Annotated in this window: 16 protein-coding genes; 6 read left to right on the top strand and 10 right to left on the bottom strand. The window is 70.5% G+C overall.

The features are described 5' to 3' along the window. The first annotated feature begins 28 nt into the window (after positions 1 to 28). On the top strand, positions 29 to 1,090 hold the full coding sequence (locus M6I34_RS13085; protein ID WP_272486120.1) for a serine/threonine protein kinase: 1,062 nt from the start codon (positions 29 to 31) through the stop codon (positions 1,088 to 1,090). A 46-nt stretch (positions 1,091 to 1,136) separates the two neighbouring features. Here the strand turns inward: M6I34_RS13085 and M6I34_RS13090 are convergent, their stop codons facing one another. Both M6I34_RS13090 and M6I34_RS13095 read right to left on the bottom strand, forming a co-directional pair. Continuing rightward, positions 1,137 to 2,345 (bottom strand): DUF5666 domain-containing protein, encoded by a 1,209-nt coding sequence (locus M6I34_RS13090; protein WP_272486121.1) that lies wholly within the window; start codon positions 2,343 to 2,345, stop codon positions 1,137 to 1,139. Position 2,346: 1 nt separating this feature from the next. Further along, on the bottom strand, positions 2,347 to 3,228 hold the full coding sequence (locus M6I34_RS13095) for a DUF6502 family protein (protein WP_272486122.1): 882 nt from the start codon (positions 3,226 to 3,228) through the stop codon (positions 2,347 to 2,349). Between the two features lie 168 nt (positions 3,229 to 3,396). Between M6I34_RS13095 and M6I34_RS13100 the strand changes: the two genes are divergently transcribed. Continuing rightward, positions 3,397 to 4,605: a DUF5666 domain-containing protein gene (locus M6I34_RS13100; protein ID WP_272486123.1), complete on the top strand. Its 1,209-nt coding sequence runs from the start codon at positions 3,397 to 3,399 to the stop codon at positions 4,603 to 4,605. Positions 4,606 to 4,860: 255 nt separating this feature from the next. Beyond that, a complete protein-coding gene (locus M6I34_RS13105) occupies positions 4,861 to 5,310 on the top strand; it encodes an SH3 domain-containing protein (RefSeq protein ID WP_272486124.1) in 450 nt (149 codons plus the stop codon). Positions 5,311 to 5,392: 82 nt separating this feature from the next. Here the strand turns inward: M6I34_RS13105 and M6I34_RS13110 are convergent, their stop codons facing one another. The 7 genes from M6I34_RS13110 to M6I34_RS13140 all read right to left on the bottom strand — a co-directional run bounded on the left by M6I34_RS13110 (position 5,393) and on the right by M6I34_RS13140 (position 12,144). Beyond that, entirely contained in the window at positions 5,393 to 6,670 is a 1,278-nt protein-coding gene (locus tag M6I34_RS13110; protein WP_272486125.1) for a TRAP transporter large permease, read from the bottom strand. After that, the gene (locus M6I34_RS13115) at positions 6,667 to 7,161 is read right to left on the bottom strand and encodes a TRAP transporter small permease (RefSeq protein WP_272486126.1); all 495 of its coding nucleotides are present in this window, start codon (positions 7,159 to 7,161) and stop codon (positions 6,667 to 6,669) included. The genes M6I34_RS13110 and M6I34_RS13115 overlap by 4 nt, the downstream gene beginning before the upstream one ends. Before the next feature lie 70 nt (positions 7,162 to 7,231). After that, the gene (locus M6I34_RS13120; protein ID WP_272486127.1) at positions 7,232 to 8,203 is read right to left on the bottom strand and encodes a TRAP transporter substrate-binding protein; all 972 of its coding nucleotides are present in this window, start codon (positions 8,201 to 8,203) and stop codon (positions 7,232 to 7,234) included. A gap of 95 nt (positions 8,204 to 8,298) precedes the next feature. Further along, complete coding sequence (locus M6I34_RS13125; protein WP_272486128.1) at positions 8,299 to 9,378, bottom strand: VWA domain-containing protein; 1,080 nt, start codon at positions 9,376 to 9,378, stop codon at positions 8,299 to 8,301. Further along, positions 9,375 to 10,310, bottom strand: coding sequence for a DUF58 domain-containing protein (locus M6I34_RS13130; RefSeq protein WP_272486129.1), 936 nt, complete (start codon positions 10,308 to 10,310; stop codon positions 9,375 to 9,377). Before M6I34_RS13130 ends, M6I34_RS13125 begins: the two co-directional genes overlap by 4 nt. Positions 10,311 to 10,335: 25 nt before the next feature. Further along, positions 10,336 to 11,349, bottom strand: coding sequence for an AAA family ATPase (locus tag M6I34_RS13135; RefSeq protein ID WP_272486130.1), 1,014 nt, complete (start codon positions 11,347 to 11,349; stop codon positions 10,336 to 10,338). Between the two features lie 39 nt (positions 11,350 to 11,388). After that, entirely contained in the window at positions 11,389 to 12,144 is a 756-nt protein-coding gene (locus tag M6I34_RS13140) for a S1C family serine protease (protein WP_418953515.1), read from the bottom strand. A 419-nt stretch (positions 12,145 to 12,563) separates the two neighbouring features. Here M6I34_RS13140 and M6I34_RS13145 point away from each other — a divergent pair, with 419 nt between their 5' ends. The 3 genes from M6I34_RS13145 to M6I34_RS13155 are packed head-to-tail and all read left to right on the top strand — an operon-like array spanning position 12,564 to position 13,999. Then, positions 12,564 to 13,079: a 2,4'-dihydroxyacetophenone dioxygenase family protein gene (locus M6I34_RS13145; protein ID WP_418953556.1), complete on the top strand. Its 516-nt coding sequence runs from the start codon at positions 12,564 to 12,566 to the stop codon at positions 13,077 to 13,079. A gap of 10 nt (positions 13,080 to 13,089) precedes the next feature. Beyond that, positions 13,090 to 13,557, top strand: a complete 468-nt coding sequence (locus M6I34_RS13150) for a YeeE/YedE family protein (RefSeq protein ID WP_272486133.1) — start codon at positions 13,090 to 13,092, stop codon at positions 13,555 to 13,557. Between the two features lie 37 nt (positions 13,558 to 13,594). After that, on the top strand, positions 13,595 to 13,999 hold the full coding sequence (locus M6I34_RS13155) for a DUF6691 family protein (protein ID WP_272486679.1): 405 nt from the start codon (positions 13,595 to 13,597) through the stop codon (positions 13,997 to 13,999). A 46-nt stretch (positions 14,000 to 14,045) separates the two neighbouring features. Here M6I34_RS13155 and M6I34_RS13160 read toward each other — a convergent pair whose 3' ends face one another. Next, complete coding sequence (locus M6I34_RS13160; protein ID WP_272486134.1) at positions 14,046 to 14,858, bottom strand: DUF2189 domain-containing protein; 813 nt, start codon at positions 14,856 to 14,858, stop codon at positions 14,046 to 14,048. Positions 14,859 to 14,917: the final 59 nt, after the last annotated feature.

Consider the following 14,917-nt stretch of genomic DNA (forward strand, 5'->3'; position numbering starts at 1 on the left):
CGCCGCCGGGCGCACGTAGAATCCGGCGATGACTTCCACCGATCCCGGCCTTCCCGGCGACGATGCCGAGGCGCCCTACGCCCGGCTCACGCCGGACCTGATGCTCGACGCGCTCGATGCGGTGGCCTTGCGCGGCGACGGCCGCTTCCTCGCGCTGAACAGCTACGAGAACCGCGTCTACCAGGTGAGCCTGGAGGACGGCCGGACGGTCGTCGCCAAGTTCTACCGGCCGGGCCGCTGGAGCGACGCGCAGATCTTCGAGGAGCACGCGTTCGCCTGCGAGCTCGCCGGCCGCGAGATCCCGGTCGTGGCGCCGATGGCGCTCGAGGCGCCCGCCGAGGGCGGTGCGCTCGTGCTGCCGGCCGGTGGCGGTGCGGCGCCCACGCTGGCGAGCTTCCAGGGCTATCGCTTCGCGGTCTACCCGAGGCGCGGCGGCCGCGCGCCGGAGCTCGACGATCCCGACACGCTCGAGCGGATCGGCCGCTTCATCGGCCGCATCCACGCGGTCGGCGCGATCGCGCCGTTCGCGCACCGGCCCGTGCTCGACATCGCGAGCTTCGGCGAGGAGCCGCGCGATTGGCTGCTCGCGCACGGCTTCGTGCCCGCCGACCTGCTGCCCGCCTGGCGCGGCATCGTCGAGCAGGCGCTCGATGCGGTGCGCGGGGCCTTCGACCGCGCGGGCCCGGTGCGCGGAATCCGGCTGCACGGCGACTGCCACGCCGGGAACGTGCTGTGGACCGACGACGGCCCGCATTTCGTCGATTTCGACGACGCGCGCACTGGCCCGGCGGTCCAGGACCTCTGGATGCTGCTGTCGGGCGACCGCGCCTCGATGACGCGCCAGTTGTCGGACGTGCTGGCGGGCTACGAGGATTTCGCCGACTTCGATCGCCGCGAGCTGCAGCTGGTCGAGGCCTTGCGCACGCTGCGGCTGATCCACTATTCGGCGTGGATCGCGCGGCGCTGGCACGATCCCGCCTTCCCGGCTGCGTTCCCGTGGTTCGGCACGCAGCGCTACTGGCAGGACCGGATCCTGGAACTGCGCGAGCAGGTGGCGGCGATGCAGGAGCCGGCGATCGAGTGCGGCTGAAATCGGCCGGCGCCGGCTGGCCCGTTACGCCTGCCTGCCGCGGGCTTCAGGACTTGAAGGAAACCTTCATCGCCTGAAGCCGCGTGCCGTCGGCGGCAAGGGTCGCCTGGACTTCGACCTCGCGGCCCGCCGCCAGGTCGCCGACTGCGCCCCCCTCAAACACCACCGCGTCGTCGTAGCCGATCGTCACGCCGCGCACGACGAAGGTGCGCGCGGTCGCGTCGAGGGCGTCGATCGTGCCGTGGAGCTCGAAGGACGAGTCCTCGCTGTCGTCGTCCTCGACCTCCACCACGGTGGCGCGCAGCACGCCGCCCTGCGCGCTGCCCTCGACCTCGACCCGGGCCGAGAGGATCACGGCCGCTTCGCCGTCCGGGAAGGCGGCTGCGCTGGCGTCGACCGGAATGCCGTCGACGCTGAATTGCCGGCTGGAGACGTAGGCGGTGACCCTGCCTTCGACCTTTGCCTGTTCGCGGTCGGGGAGCTCGGTCTCCGCCGGGGCGATCGAGACGGCGGGCCATCTGCCGCTCTCGCTGGCAGTGCGCAGCTTCGCGCGCACGATCAGGCCGGGCGCGAAGCCGGACAGCGCGTCGTCGGACAAGCCTCCGAGGTCGATGAGCAGTCCGCCGATCGACATCGTTTCCGCCGCCGGATCGATCGCGTCGATCGCGGCGCGCACCTTGAAGAGGGCGGATCCGGCGGCAGGCTCGATGCGGGTGGCCACATGGCGCCGGGCCGCGGGATCGTACTGGCCGTACACCTCGACGACCGCGCCGACCTGAAGGCCGGCGAGTCCGCCGACGAGGCTTTCTTCGAAGACGGTGGTGGCGCCGACGCGAACCGCCTGGCCGAACACGGTCAGGGTTCCCGCCGCGGCGTCGACCGCGTCGACCGGGCCCACCAGCTCGCTGCCGATCCGGATCGAGGTCGCCGTGCCGCTCAGTCCGCCGGCATCCGGGGTCAGCGCCGACGCGTCGACCGAGGTCGTCACGCCGAGCTTCAGGTCGGCGCGGCTGCGAGGCAGGCCGTCGTCGTCGGTGATCGTGGCGGCGCTGTCGTCGAGCCGGACGCCATTGACGATGATCGAGCCGAAGCCGGTGATCGGGCCGACCACGATGGCCGATCCGGTGCCGCCGCTGTCGACGCCGCCGGCCAGGCCGGCCAGGTCGATCCCGCCGCTGCAGCCGGCCAGCAGCGCGAGCGCGAGGGCTGTCGACGCGAAGAGCCGGCGCGGTCGGGCGGTGGGTTTCCGCTGCATGTCAGTCGTCCTCGGGTTCGTTGTCGGGGGCGACATGGCCCGCCGAGTCGTTTCGCTCGTCCATGTCGGCCTGATGGCTGTACAGCCCGATCCGGATGCGCTTGCGCGCGGGTCGACCGGCGTCGCGGTCCGCGTCGATCAGCGCCTGAAGCTGGGGCACCAATGCGGCGAGCATCGTCTTCCACTGTGTGGCGACCAGCTGCCTCGCCCTCTCGAGCGACTCGTCGGAGAGCTCGTCGGCGAAGATGGCCTGCTCGAGCTGCGAGGCCTCCCGGCCCAGCACATTGCCGACCGCAGTCGCAAGGTGGTCGCCGACGTTGCTGCCCAGGAAGTCCAGCATCCGGGCCTGGTCCTCGCTGGGCACGAAGCTGTCGCGCAGCAGCCGGACCGTGTCCGTGCCCTCGTCGAGCGCGGCGAGGCCGAGTCGGCAGAGCTCGTCGAGCAGGCTGCGCGGATGCACGTCGCGGGTCACCGATTGTGCGAGCGCCTCGAAGCTCGGCGCGGGCCCCTGCCGTTTAAGCGGCAGGGGTTCGCCGCGCGCGTCGCGCAGTAGCGGACTGCCGACCCAGCGCGTGAACACCTGCGTCGCCGGCGATCGCCTCGGCGCCGGCGGGGCGCCGGCCTGGTTGCTGATGCGGGTGACCTCGCGCCGGTTCAGGCCGGTGGCGGTGCTCACCCGGCTGATGTCTCGCGCGCCGGCGCCGGGGGGCAGTGCAGCGCGGGCCGCGCCCACATAGGCGCGCTTGAGCAGTTCCTCGGCGTCGGCGAAGGCCATGCCGCGCGCGAGGCACAGCCTGGCGATTTCCGCCATCAGCCGCTCGAGCGCGCGGTGCAGGGCCGAGTCGGCATTGCCCTCCGGATGCCCGCCCCCTGGAGTGCTCATCCGATCTGCCCCCCCGTGGGGCATGGCGAGGCCGGCCAGCGACGGGCGGCAGCTTTTCGGCGACGAACGGTTGGCGGCAGCGAAGGCATGGGCGTACTATAAATGTGCAAATTGCACATTTCAACTTCGAGCGTCGCTCGTGTGCCGCTCGACAACAGGGAGACGCAGATGTCCCATTCATCGACTCCGGTTCGCAGGCACGGATTCAGGCTGTGCGTGATGGCGCTCGCGGTCGGGGCCCTTGCCGCGTGCGGCGGCGGCGGCGACTCCACCAGCACCGGCACTTCGCCGACGCAGTTCAAGTCGGTCTACGCCGCGGGTCCGATCTCGGGTTTCGGCTCGATCGTGGTCAACGGCGTGCATTACGACGAGAGCTCCGCGTCGGTGCGCGACGACGACGACGCCGCGCGCTCGAGCAGCGAGCTCAAGCTGGGGATGATCGCCGAGATCGTGGCCAGCGACTACCGCGTCGCCGACGGCGTGCAAGTGGCGAGCGCCAGCGAGATCGTGTTCCGGAGCCGGATCCGAGGCCCGGTCGAGTCCACGGCCGCCGACTCGATCGTGGTGCTCGGGCAGACGATCCGGGTGAGCGCCGACACGGTGTTCGAGGAAGAGCTGGCCGGCGGGCTCGCGGCCGTCGCACCGGGCGATGTGGTCAAGGTCTACGGCATGCTCGATGCCTCGACCGGCGAGTACACCGCCACCCGTGTCGAGCGGGAGGACGATGGCGGGTACTACGCGCTGCGCAGCGTCGTCGACTCGTACGACACCGCGTCCGGACTGCTGGTGATCGGCGGGGCCACGATCGACGTGTCGGGCGCCGAGGTGCCTGCGGGGCTGCAGGCCGGCAGTCTGGTGCGCGTGAAGCTCGAGACGACGAAGGCCGGCGCGGTATGGGTCGCGACCGAAGTCGAGTTCGACCGGCACATGGCGCGCGACAGCGATCACTCCGAAGTCGAGGGCACGATCACCGAGTTCACCTCGCCCGAGTCCTTCAGCGTGGACGGCATCCCGGTCGACGCGAGCGCCGCCAGCTTCCCGGACGGCACCGACGCGCTGGCCCGGGGGGTCCGGGTCGAGGTCGAGGGCGCGATCGTGCAGGGCGTTCTGGTGGCGACCAAGGTCGAACTCGAGGGGGACGACGATCACGACGGTGACGGCGAAGACGACAATGGCTTCGAGGTCGAGGGTGCGGTCGAGAGCGCCGACGCCGGCAGCTTCGTGGTGCGCGGCGTGACGGTCCGCCACGACGGTGCGACGCGCTTCTCCGGCGGCACCGCCGAAGCGCTGGTTGCCGGCGTGCGGGTCGAGGTCCACGCCGAGCTCGCGGCCGACGGCGTGGCCCTGATGGCCACCGAGGTCGAGTTCAAGAACTGATCAGCGGCAGCGAGCGGGCCGGCCAGGACTTCCGGGTCTGGTCGGCCCGGCAGTTTCCCTTGGTTCGGCGCGCCGCGCCACCGAGCCTCTGACGGCCGCACTGCCGCAGCCCGTAGCCTAGCACCGCCACGGCGTCGAAAGCCCCGGCGCGCGGGGCGGACTTCGCTCCTCGGCGAGACGCATCGAATTCTGGCAAATACAATCGGGCATTGCCCGTCCGAGACGGGTCGCCACAGATCCAGCCAGAAGGAACCGATGTCCAGGACGCGAACCCTGTCCCTCACCCTCGCTCTCGCCGCCTCGCTCTTCACGCCCGCGGCGCACGCCGTCGAGATGGTCACCGTCGACCGCGACGTGATCAACATGCGCGCGGGCCCCGGCACCGGCCACCAGGCCACCTGGCGGCTGAATCGAGGCTATCCGCTGATCGTGACCGCTCGCAAGAACGGTTGGCTCGCGGTGCGCGACTTCGAGGACGACACCGGATGGGTGCTCGGCCGCCTCACGGCCAAGAAGCCGCACTTCATCGTCAAGAAACAGGACGTCAACATCCGCAGCGGCCCCGGCACCCGCTACAAGGTGGTCGGCAAGGCCAAGTACGGCGAGGTGCTGCGCACGCTCGAGCGGCGCAGCGGCTGGGCCAAGGTGCGCAATGCCGACGGCCTGACCGGCTGGGTCTCCCGCAAGCTGCTCTGGGGCTGGTAGCCGCCCGCCGGTCGGCCATGCGCCGGCAGGCCCCGCCGGCCGGCGCCGCGGCGCACCGGGGCGCCGCGGCCTCCCGGCACCCTCAGCGCCCGTAGACCAGGTCGCGCAGCATCAGCGACAGGTCGGGCACGTAGGTGATCACCATCAGGCAGCCGATGACCACCGCCACGAAGGGCAGCAGGTCGCGGATGATCTGGTCGAGAGATATTCGCGCCACCGTGCATGCCGCGAACAGGTTGACCCCGAACGGCGGCGTGATCATGCCGAGCGCCAGGTTCACCACCATCACGATCCCGAAGTGCACCGGGTCCACGCCGAAGTGCGCGGCCACCGGCGCAAGGATCGGCCCCAGCACGATGATCGCGGCGCTGGTCTCGATGAACATGCCGATGAAGAACAGCGCCAGGTTCACGCCGAGCAGGAACAGCGCGGGCGACTGCAGCACGGCCTCGAGCCAGTGGCCGATCGCCTCGGGCACGCCCGCGCGGGTCAGCAGGAAGGCGAACATCCCGGCGTTGGCGATGATGAACATGATCACCGCCGACGAGATCACCGACTTGCGCAGCACCCGGTACAGGTCGCTCGGCTTGATCTCGCGGTAGATGACCATGCCGACGATCAGCGCATAGAAGACCGCGACCGCGGAGGCCTCGGTCGGCGTGAAGATGCCGCCGTAGATGCCGCCCAGGATGATCACCGGCATCAGCAGCGCCCATCCGGCCTGCCAGGTGGCCGGGATCACGCCCAGCCGGCCCTCGCCGTCGTTCTTGCCCCAGCCCTTGATCTTGCACCACACCCAGACGAAGAGCATCAGCGTGGCGGCGATGAACATGCCCGGGACGATGCCGGCGATGAACAGTTCGCCGATCGAGATCTCGGCGCTGACGCCGTAGAGGATCATCGGGATCGACGGCGGGATCACCACGCCGAGCTCGGCGCTGGTGGCCTGCAGCGAGGCCGCGTAGGTGGGCGGGTAGCCGTGGCTCTTGAGGGCCGGGATCAGGATCGCGCCGATCGCGAAGGTGGTCGCCACCGACGAGCCCGACACCGCCGCGAAGATCATGCAGGTCAGCACGCAGGTCATCGGCAGGCCGCCCTGGATGCCGCCGACCAGGCTCTTGGCGAACTCGACCAGGCGCCGCGAGATGCCGCCCGCTTCCATCAGGTTGCCGGCCAGGATGAAGAACGGGATCGCGGCGAGCGGGAACTTGTTGATCGAGTTGAACATCTCCTTCACGGAGATGAGCATGTGGGCATTCGAGATCTGCAGCCCGACGATCGCGGAAAGGCCGATCGAGACAGCGACGGAGATGGTCAGCGCAAAGGCGAGGACCATCGTGACGATCATCGCGAGGGTCATTGCGCGGTCTCCAGCTCGAGCCTGTGGGGGTCGACCAGCGCGCCGATCAGCCCGATGATCGAGAACACCGCGCCGACCGGCAAGGCCAGGTAGGCCCAGAACATCGACAGGCTCTCGAGCCCGGCGATGGTCTGCATGCCGCCGCGCTGGGCGTAGTCCCAGCCCCACCACAGGACGATCGCCATCAGCAGGACGCTGGCGGCGAACACGAGCCATTCGAGCATGCGACGCACCGACGGCCGGCTCCAGCGATACAGCGCGTCGACGCAGACCATCGCGCCCTGCCGGAACGCTGCGGGAATCGCGAGGAAGACCATCCAGATCAGGCTGAACCGGATCAGCACCTCGGTCCATTCGGCGGGGCTCTCGAGCACGAATCGGGTGATGATCTGGTACATGCCGAGCGAGGCGGCGACGACCATCATCGCGCAGGCCCCGAGCATGGCCAGCCCGGTGCTCAGGCGCTCGAAGCTGAGGAATGCCTGTTTCATCGGTGAGTCACGAAAAAAACGCCCGCCGGCAGGGAGCTGGCGGGCGTGGATTGCGCCGCGAGGCGACGGATCACTTCACGTTGCGGATCTTGTCCAGCGCTTCCTTGCCGAATTCCTTCTCGAACTGGGCCATGACCGGCGCGAGCGTGGCCACGAACTTGGCCTTGTCGACGTTCTCGATCACTTCCATGCCGCGCTTGCGCAGCTCGGCCACGCCGTTGGCGTCGTCCTTGTCGACCCGGGCGCGGTTGGCCTCGACCGCCACCTTGGCGGCGTCGAGGAAGGCCTGCTTGTCGGCTGCCGAGAGCTTGTCGAAGGCGCCCTTGTTCATCAGCATGATGGCCGGCGAGTACACGTGGCCGGTCAGCGACAGGTGCTTCTGGACCTGGTCGAACTTGGCGGCCATGATGACCGACAGCGGGTTTTCCTGGCCGTCCACGGTGCCCTGCTGCAGCGCGGTGAACACCTCGGGGAAGGCCATCGGCGTGGTCACGATGCCCAGGCCCTTGTAGGCGGCGATGTGCACCGGGTTCTCCATCGTGCGCATCTTCAGGCCCTTCAGGTCGTCGGGCGCGTTGACCGGGCGCTTGCTGTTGGTCATGTGGCGAACGCCGTTCTCGCCCCAGGCCAGCGCCTTGAAGCCCTTGGACTCGAACTTCTTCAGCAGCTCCTGGCCGATCTCGCCGTCGAGCACCTTGCGGGCGTGGGCCTTGTCGCGGAACAGGAAGGGCACGTCGAGGATCTTGGTCTCGGGCACGAAGTTCGGCACCGGGCCGGTCGAGCTGAACGCCAGCTCCTGCGTGCCGAGCTGCACCGCCTCGATGTACTCGCGCTCGCCGCCGAGAGCGCCGCTGTAGAAGGTCTGGATCTTGTAGCGGCCGTTGGTGCGCTTCTCGACTTCCTGGGCGAAGGTGTCGATCGCGACGCCCTGGTGCGAGTCCTTCGTGGTGGCGATGCTGATCCGCATCGTGGTCTGCGCCGACGCGGCAGCCATGAAGCCCATGGCGACCGCGAGGCCGAGGGTCAGTTTCGTCAGTTTCATAGATGTCTCCCGAGACGTGGAGGATTTTCGGACGGTCGCGCCGACCGGCCGGGTTGTTGGCAGACCGCGATTGTAGGGAATTCCGGCGTGCGTCGTCAGAAGACCCGACGGAACCAGAGCATCGACAGCAGCGCCGACAGCACCGCGAGCGCTGCGCCGGCTGCGGAGAATAGCGCCGTGACCTCGGTTTCGCGCGTTTCCAGCACGACGCGCGTGGTCAGCGACTCGTAGACCTTCTTCAGGTCCTCGGCGGTGCCGGCGTAGAAATACTCGCCGCGCGTGATGTCGGCGATGCCCTTGAGCGTCTCCTCGTCGAGTCGCACCCGCATCGACCAGCCCTCGCCGATCAGGATCTCGCCGTTGGGCGTGCCGATGCCGACCGTGTAGACGCGCACGCCGCGCTCGGCGGTCATCCAGGCCGACGCGATCGGGTCCGGACCGGTCGTGGTCTGGCCGTCGGTGAGCAGGATGATCACCGCGGACTGGTAGGAGCCGGCCGGGACCGGCTGGGGCGGCGACTTCGCGGTTTCGGCGGCACCGGGCGCGCCCAGCGGCCGTCCGCGATCGAGCGGGGCCGCGCGCGCCGCCGGCCCGGAGGCCGACGGCCGCGGGTCCTGCTTGCGCAGGTCGAACTCGACGTCCGGGAAGATCGTCTTCAGCGACACGAGCAGGCCGCTGCCGACCGCCGTGCCGCGCTGGTACTCGAAGCGCTCCAGGGCGGCGAGCAGGTCCTCGCGGCTCTGCGTGGGCGGTTGCACCAGCGCGGCCGCGCCACCGAAGGTCACGATCCCGATCCGCGTGCTGCGGGGCTGCTCGTCGATGAAGGCGCGCGCGGCCGCCTGCGCGGCGGCCATCCGGGTCGGCTCGACATCGTCGGCGCGCATGCTGCCGGACACGTCCATCGCCAGGATCACGGTCTCGTGGGCCGACGGCAGCGTGAGGACCGCGGTCGGCCTCGCGACGGCGACCAGCATCGCGGCGATCGCGAGCAGGAACAGCGCCGGCGGCAGGTGCCGGCGGATCGCCTGGCCGCCGGACATCGCCTCGCGCACCAGGCCCAGCCCCGCATAGCGGATCGCGGCGCGGCTGCGCCGGCGCAACAGCCAGACGTAGAGCGCCACCAGCAGCGGCAGCACTGCGAGCGCGGGCAGCAGCTCGGGCCACAGGAACTTCATCGCGCGCCCCCCGCAGCCAGCCGGTTGCGCAGCCGCCGCAACCGAACGAAGCGCAGCACCGACCCCGCCAGGTCGTCGTCGGTCGCCAGCTCGAGCACGTCGGTGCCCGCGCGCGCGAAGGCCTCCTCGAGCGCCGCCTCGCGCCGGGCGGCCGCCTCGGCGAAGCGCATGCGAAAGCCGCGGTCGTGCGTGTCGACCAGCAACTGCTCGCCGGTCTCGGCGTCCTGGATGGTGACGATGCCGAGGTCGGGCAGCTCGCGTTCGAGCGGGTCGACGAGCCGCACCGCCACGGTTTCGTGCCGGATCGACAGCCTGCCCAGCGCGGCTTCCCAGCCGGGCAGGCTCTGGAAATCGGAAACGACGAACACGAGCGAGCGGCGCCGCATCGCGTCGGCGGCGCGGCCGAGGAGCTCGGCGAGGTCGGTCGGGTGCGGCCGCGAAGGCGGCGGTCGGGTCGCGATCCGGTGCAGCAGGGCGAGCACCTGCTGCCTGCCGCCGCGCGCCGGCAGCACCGCCTCGACGCCGGCGCCGTAGAGCACCGCGCCGATGCGGTTGCCCTGGCGGGCCAGCAGCCGCGCGAGCACCGCGGTGAAGTCGCGCGCGACCGCGAGCTTGCTGGTCGGTCCGGAGCCGAAGTCGATCGACGCGCTCAGGTCGACCAGGAACCAGGCGTCGATCTCGCGCGATTCGATGAACTGCCGCACGTAGGGGGTGTCGAGCCGCGCGGTCACGTTCCAGTCGATGTGCCGCACGTCGTCGTGGTGCTGGTACTCGCGCAAGTCTGCCAGGTCCATGCCGGCGCCGCGGAACAGCGTCCGGTAATCGCCCTGCAACTGGCCGTCGAGCCGGCGCATCACGGTCCACTCGAGGCGGCGCAGGATCGCCTCGGCCTCGCCGCGCGGGGCGGCGGGGCGCGGGGCAGGGCCACCCATGGGCACGGCGGGGCGGCCCGCCGGTTCAGGCTTGCGCGGCGAGGTCCACATGGGCTTCGAGCGGCTTCTCGGGGGCCGGAATCTGCTTCATGATGCGGCGGACCAGCGCGTCGGCGTCTACCCCTTCGGCGAGCGCCTCGTACGACAGCACGACCCGGTGGCGCAGCACGTCGGGCACCAGGTCGGCGACGTCCTCGGGCAGCACGTAGCGGCGCCCGCGCAGGCAGGCCAGCGCGCGGGCGCCCTCGATCAGCGCGATCGTGGCGCGCGGGCTGGCGCCGAAGGTCACGAAGCGGGCCTGTTCCGCCAGGCCGAAGCGCGCCGGCTCGCGGGTGGCGGCGACGATGCGGACCGCGTACTGCACCAGCGACGGATCGACGTAGACGCGCCGGCACTCGCGCTGCAGCGCTCCGAGCTGCTCGGTCGTGCAGACCGACGCCACCGGGATCTCGGGCCCGGTCACGCGCTGCACGATGACGAACTCCTCCTCGTCGGTCGGGTAGCCGACCAGCACCTTCATCATGAAGCGGTCGACCTGCGCCTCGGGAAGCGGGTAGGTGCCCTCGGTCTCGATCGGGTTCTGGGTGGCCATCACGAGGAAGGGCTCGGGCACCTTGTGCGTCTGGCCCGCGATCGTGACCTGGCGTTCCTGCATCACCTCGAGCAGCGCGCTCTGCACCTTGGCCGGCGCCCGGTTGATCTCGTCGGCCAGCAGCAGGTTGGTGAAGACCGGCCCGAGCGAGGTCGCGAACTCGCCGGTGCGCTGGTTCCAGATCCGCGTGCCGACCAGGTCGGCCGGCACCAAGTCGGGCGTGAACTGGATCCGCTTGAAGCTGCCGTGGATCGTGCGCGCCAGCGTCTTCACGGTGAGCGTCTTGGCCAGGCCCGGCACGCCCTCCACCAGCAGGTGGCCCTGGGCGAGCATCGCCACCATGACCCGTTCGAGGAAGTGGTCCTGCCCGACCACGACGCGCTTGACCTCGAACAGCACGCGTCGCATCAGCTCGGCGATCGCCTCGCCGTCGCGGTCGATGTCCATCGGTGTCGAATCCATGCGGGGCGCTGCCTCCATCGCGGTTCAGAATGGCGACATGCCGACCGACATCGCGGCCGTCTCGATCGGCACCGCGAAGCCGATGCCGACGAAGACCCGCTGCTCGGTGGGGTTCATGATCGCGGTGACGATGCCGACGACTTCGCCGTCGGCGGTGACCAGCGGTCCGCCCGAGTTGCCGGGATTGGCGGCGGCGTCGAACTGGATCAGGTTGGTCAGCAAGCGCTTGCCCTCCGGCGAGCGGAACTCCCGGCGCAGGCCGGACACGACGCCGGCGGTGACCGTGGGGCCGATCCCGAACGGGAAGCCGACCGCCACGACGTGCGCGCCGACCGCGAGGTCGCGGGTCGAGGTCATCGTGGCGGGCTTGAGGTCGTCGGGGATCGAGACCGCGCGCAGCACGGCGAGGTCCTGCTCGGGCTCGAGCGCGATCACCCGCGCGTCGGACGAGTGACCGTCGAAGAACTCGACCCGGATCCGCTCGGCGCCCGCCACCACGTGGAGGTTGGTCAGGATCGTGCCGTTGTCGACGATCACGACGCCGCTGCCGACGTTGCCCTCCGCTTCGTCGTTGCCGGCCGATTCGGCGTCGAGCGCGCGCACGCGCACGACCGACGGCGCGATGATCTCCCATGCCCTGGCGGCGGGCGGGACCGGCGGCCGGCTCTCGAGCGCGTGGGTCACCGCGGCGTCGATGTCGCGCTGGGTGAGCGGCGGCGCCACCAGCGCGCGCACGGTCAGCGCGGCGACTGCGACGACCAGCGCGCCCGTGGCGAGCATGCGCAGCGAGGCGGCGTGGCGGGCGATTCTCGCCCGCAGGCGCGAAGGCGCGGCTTGGCTGGCGTCGGCTTCCGCGGGCCGGACGCTGGCGTCGGCGGGACGAGGGCCCGCCGGGCCCTGCAGGGAAGCGGGCGCCGGCCGGCCTGGCGTGGCTCGCGGGGGCGCCGGGTTCCCGGACGCGCGACCGGGCGCGTCCTGCGGGCGGGCCCCGACAGGATGGACGCGGCTCGAGCGGCTGTAGAGAGGGACCCTGCGCATGCGCGGACGACTCCGTTTGTCCGGCGATCGCGTTCAACTTAGCACGGAGTGCCGTCGCCGGCGAGGGTGGCCCGGCGCCGCCGCGGGTCGCTCCCGGCACCCGGCCCCTCGCCTACAATCGAGAGTTTGACGAGCCACCGGGGAAGCCAGCGATGAGTGCCATGCCGAACGACGAGAAACGGGTCGCCTACCGTCACCCGCAGCCGGCGGAATCGCCGCCCGAGCTGGTCGTGCCCGACGCGATCCCGAAGGACGAGCGGATCTGGGTGCCGGTCGACGACAACGTCTGGTTCCGGCCGCTGTGCATGTCGGCCTCGAGGGGCTACTGGATGAACCTGCTGCGGGTGCGCAAGGCCGGCGTGCTGTCGCGCCACCGGCATCCGCAGCCGGTCCACGGCTTCGTGCTGAAGGGCGAGTGGCGCTACCTCGAGCACGACTGGGTCGCCCGGGAGGGCGGCTACGTCTACGAGGCGCCCGGCGAGACCCACACGCTGGTGGTCGAGCCGCACGTCGAGGAGATGATCACCTTCTTCCAGGTCAACGGCGCGATGATCTACTTGGACCCCGACGGCAACACGACCGGCTACGACGACGTCTTCACCCGGATCGCGAAGTGCAGGGCCCACTACGAGAAGGTCGGCCTGGGCGCCGGCTACATCGACCAGTTCATCCGCTGAGCGAGCCGGCATGGAAGCGCTTTTCCCCCTGGGCGTCGGCCACTACCTGGCCGGCGGCCTGATCATCGGCCTGGGCGTGTCGCTGCTGTTCCTGACCACCGGCCTGATCGGCGGCATGAGCACCGTGTTCACGTCGACCTGGTCCTTCGTGTCCAGGCTGCCGTTCTTTTCGCAGCCGCGCTTCGTCGACAGCCGCGCCTGGCGGCTGGTCTACGCGGCCGGCCTGGTCCTCGGCGCGGCCGCCTGGTTCCTGCTTGCCGGCCACGACGACGGCTATCGCGTCTCGATCCCCTGGTGGCAGCTCGCGGTGGGCGGCTTCGTCGCCGGATTCGGCGCGCGGATGTCCAATGGCTGCACCTCGGGCCACGGCATCTGCGGCATGGGCTCGCTTCAGCTGCCCTCGATGCTGGCGGTGCTGACCTTCCTCGCCACCGCGATGGTCACCGCGCGGCTGGTGCTGATGTTCGGCGGGCGTTGAGCGCCGCGACGACCATGAGGAGAACCCTGTGAAACCGATGGGATGGCTGATGGTGCTGGCGAGCGGCGCGCTGTTCGGCTTCGGCCTCGCGCTCGCCACGATGATCCGGCCCGAGGTCGTGCTTTCCTTCCTGCGCTTCCAGGACTTCGGCCTGCTGCTCGTGCTGGGCGGGGCGGTCGTGGTGACCTTCCTGGCCTATCGATTCGGGCCCAGGCTGCTTGCCAGGCCGCTGTTCGGCGCGTCGTTCGGCAAGCATCCGTCCGAGCTGAACCGCAACACGATAGTCGGGGCGGCGATCTTCGGCGTGGGCTGGGGAATCTCTGGGGTCTGCCCGGGCCCGGCGATCGCCGGGCTGGGCGCGGGGCAATGGGAGCTGCTGATCGCGGTCGCCGCCATGCTGGCCGGCGCCTGGGTGCACGGCCGGCTCGCCGGCGGGAAGTGACGAGGAGCCCGGCAGCGGGCCCGAGCGCTCCGCGGCCGGGTCGCGCCTACCGGATCAGCGCGCGGTAGGCGTGCCAGGTAGCGTGCCCGATCAGCGGGGCGGTGACGATCAGCAGCCAGTACCAGAACACCAGGCTCACGCCGATGATCGCGACGATCAGCAGGGCCCACAGGTAGACCGGGCCCGGGTTGGTGGCGAGCGCGCGCGCGCTCGAGAAGATCGACATCATCGTGTCGGTCCGGCGGTCGAGCATCAGCGGCACCGACACCACCGAGATAGCGAAGACCAGCGACGCGAACACGAAGCCGACCGCGGTCCACAGCAGCACGAACTCGATGTTGGTCGGCGACACGATCTGCGCGATCATGCTCTTCATCGTCGGGAACTCGGTGGTCGAGGCGAGCGCGAACAGCACCACCGACACGCGCGCCCAGACGATCATCAGGAAGGTGAGGATCGCCGCGAAAAAGCCGATCGCCCCGACGTTGCGCTTCCAGCAGGTCAGCGACCCGAGCAGGTCGAGCCGCTCGCCGCGCTCGTTCTGGCGGGAGAGTTCGTACAGCCCGGCGCAGACGAAGGGGCCTAGCAGGAAGAAGCCCGCGGTCAGGCCCATCGTCATCTGCCAGCGAGTCTCGTAGATCGTGGCGATCGCCGCGCCCATCAACGCGAAGACCAGGCCGTAGAAGGCGCCGCGAAAGCGGGTGTCGACGAAGTCGCGCCAGCCGGCGGCGAGCCACTGCAGCGGCGCGCCGAGCGGCACGCCGGAGGCGACCGGGATCGGCGGCGGGGGCGCAGCGGAAGACTGCCCGCTGGCCGCGGGCTCGACGGCGCGCATCGACGGATCGTTCAAGTCGGTCATGGTCGGTCTCCTCTCGCTGGGCTGCCGATTCGGGACTGCAGTCGCTTCGGCTATCGGCA

Source organism: Zeimonas sediminis, from assembly GCF_023721795.1.
Classification (GTDB): domain Bacteria; phylum Pseudomonadota; class Gammaproteobacteria; order Burkholderiales; family Burkholderiaceae_E; genus Zeimonas; species Zeimonas sediminis.

What these genes read in the sequence shown, in the direction of transcription:
- M6I34_RS13085 (WP_272486120.1), top strand. Translation starts at nt 29, where the DNA reads ATGACTTCCACCGATCCCGGCCTTCCCGGCGACGATGCCGAGGCGCCC.
- M6I34_RS13090 (WP_272486121.1), bottom strand. Translation starts at nt 2,345, where the DNA reads ATGCAGCGGAAACCCACCGCCCGACCGCGCCGGCTCTTCGCGTCGACA.
- M6I34_RS13095 (WP_272486122.1), bottom strand. Translation starts at nt 3,228, where the DNA reads ATGAGCACTCCAGGGGGCGGGCATCCGGAGGGCAATGCCGACTCGGCC.
- M6I34_RS13100 (WP_272486123.1), top strand. Translation starts at nt 3,397, where the DNA reads ATGTCCCATTCATCGACTCCGGTTCGCAGGCACGGATTCAGGCTGTGC.
- M6I34_RS13105 (WP_272486124.1), top strand. Translation starts at nt 4,861, where the DNA reads ATGTCCAGGACGCGAACCCTGTCCCTCACCCTCGCTCTCGCCGCCTCG.
- M6I34_RS13110 (WP_272486125.1), bottom strand. Translation starts at nt 6,670, where the DNA reads ATGACCCTCGCGATGATCGTCACGATGGTCCTCGCCTTTGCGCTGACC.
- M6I34_RS13115 (WP_272486126.1), bottom strand. Translation starts at nt 7,161, where the DNA reads ATGAAACAGGCATTCCTCAGCTTCGAGCGCCTGAGCACCGGGCTGGCC.
- M6I34_RS13120 (WP_272486127.1), bottom strand. Translation starts at nt 8,203, where the DNA reads ATGAAACTGACGAAACTGACCCTCGGCCTCGCGGTCGCCATGGGCTTC.
- M6I34_RS13125 (WP_272486128.1), bottom strand. Translation starts at nt 9,378, where the DNA reads ATGAAGTTCCTGTGGCCCGAGCTGCTGCCCGCGCTCGCAGTGCTGCCG.
- M6I34_RS13130 (WP_272486129.1), bottom strand. Translation starts at nt 10,310, where the DNA reads ATGGGTGGCCCTGCCCCGCGCCCCGCCGCCCCGCGCGGCGAGGCCGAG.
- M6I34_RS13135 (WP_272486130.1), bottom strand. Translation starts at nt 11,349, where the DNA reads ATGGACATCGACCGCGACGGCGAGGCGATCGCCGAGCTGATGCGACGC.
- M6I34_RS13140 (WP_418953515.1), bottom strand. Translation starts at nt 12,144, where the DNA reads ATGCTCGCCACGGGCGCGCTGGTCGTCGCAGTCGCCGCGCTGACCGTG.
- M6I34_RS13145 (WP_418953556.1), top strand. Translation starts at nt 12,564, where the DNA reads ATGCCGAACGACGAGAAACGGGTCGCCTACCGTCACCCGCAGCCGGCG.
- M6I34_RS13150 (WP_272486133.1), top strand. Translation starts at nt 13,090, where the DNA reads ATGGAAGCGCTTTTCCCCCTGGGCGTCGGCCACTACCTGGCCGGCGGC.
- M6I34_RS13155 (WP_272486679.1), top strand. Translation starts at nt 13,595, where the DNA reads ATGGGATGGCTGATGGTGCTGGCGAGCGGCGCGCTGTTCGGCTTCGGC.
- M6I34_RS13160 (WP_272486134.1), bottom strand. Translation starts at nt 14,858, where the DNA reads ATGACCGACTTGAACGATCCGTCGATGCGCGCCGTCGAGCCCGCGGCC.